Consider the following 1,113-nt stretch of genomic DNA (forward strand, 5'->3'; position numbering starts at 1 on the left):
GCGCCCACGTCCAACCTCCCCCGTCAACGTCTGCCCCTTGACACTTGCGGGGCCCGTCGCAGCCTTGGCAAGGCGTAGGCGACCGGGGGTAATCCGCCAACTACCCTGCGCGGCAACCGACTTGGACAGAGAGGAGCTCCCGTGGCGACCAGGATCGTCATCCGCCCACTGGACAAGAAGGAGACCACCGGCGACAGCAATTCCAACGGCACGTGACGTCGGCGATGGCCGACGCGTATCCGAGCGTCGCGGGGGTCGCGGCAGCGGCCTCCGCGTTCGCGCGTTTCCACCCGCGGCAAAGTGCCCTGCGGGAGATCGGCCAGTCGCGTGAGGGTCGGCCACTGCATCTGCTGAGCTACGGCCGCGGCCGGCGCAATGTGCTGGTGGTGGCCGGCCCGCACTCCGACGAGCGGATCGGCTCGGCGACCGCGCTGCGGCTGGCCGAACGCGTCGCCGCGGACCCCTGGTTGCACGCCCGCGCCGACGCCACCTGGCACTTCCTGCTCTGCCTCGACCCGGACGGCACCGTCCGCAGCGAGGAGGGCCCCGCCGTCCGCCGCACCCCCGCCGAGCACTTCCGGCACTCCTACCGCCCGCCCGCCGACGAACAGCCCGAGTGGGCACCCTCGATCCGCCCCGCCGACGACCAACTCCCCGAATCCAAGGTGCTGGTCGGCCTGATCGACGAGCTGCGGCCCTTCCTGCAGTGCTCCTTGCACGGCAACGACCTCGGCGGCTCCTGGATCCAGCTCACCCGCGACCTGCCGGGCCTGGCCGAACCGCTCGGCAAGCTCTCCGCCGAACGCGACGTGCCGGTGCAGACCGGCACCTACGACGCCCTGTACTGGACGGTGTCGGGGCCCGGCGTCTACGTGATGCCCGAGCCGGGCCGCCCGGCCCAGTTCGAGAGCCTGCCGGAGGACGTCAACCGCTCGACGTGGATCCGGCCGCACACGTACGGCGGTATGACCGCGCTGTTCGAGGTGCCGATGTGGGCCAGCCGCAAAGTCACCGACACCGATCCGCACCCGGACCCGGCCCGCGCGCTGGCCGGGCTGGCCACGCTGCTGCGCCACCAGTCGGGGCGGGCCAGGACGCTGTTGGAACTGGTGC

General features: G+C 72.1%; 1 protein-coding gene. It reads left to right on the forward strand.

The features are described 5' to 3' along the window. Positions 1-212 precede the first annotated feature (212 nt). A partial coding sequence (locus GA0115240_RS11135; protein ID WP_093736513.1) for a M14 family zinc carboxypeptidase occupies positions 213-1,113 on the forward strand: 901 nt, incomplete at its 3' end.

Source organism: Streptomyces sp. DvalAA-14, assembly GCF_900091855.1.
Taxonomy (GTDB): domain Bacteria; phylum Actinomycetota; class Actinomycetes; order Streptomycetales; family Streptomycetaceae; genus Actinacidiphila.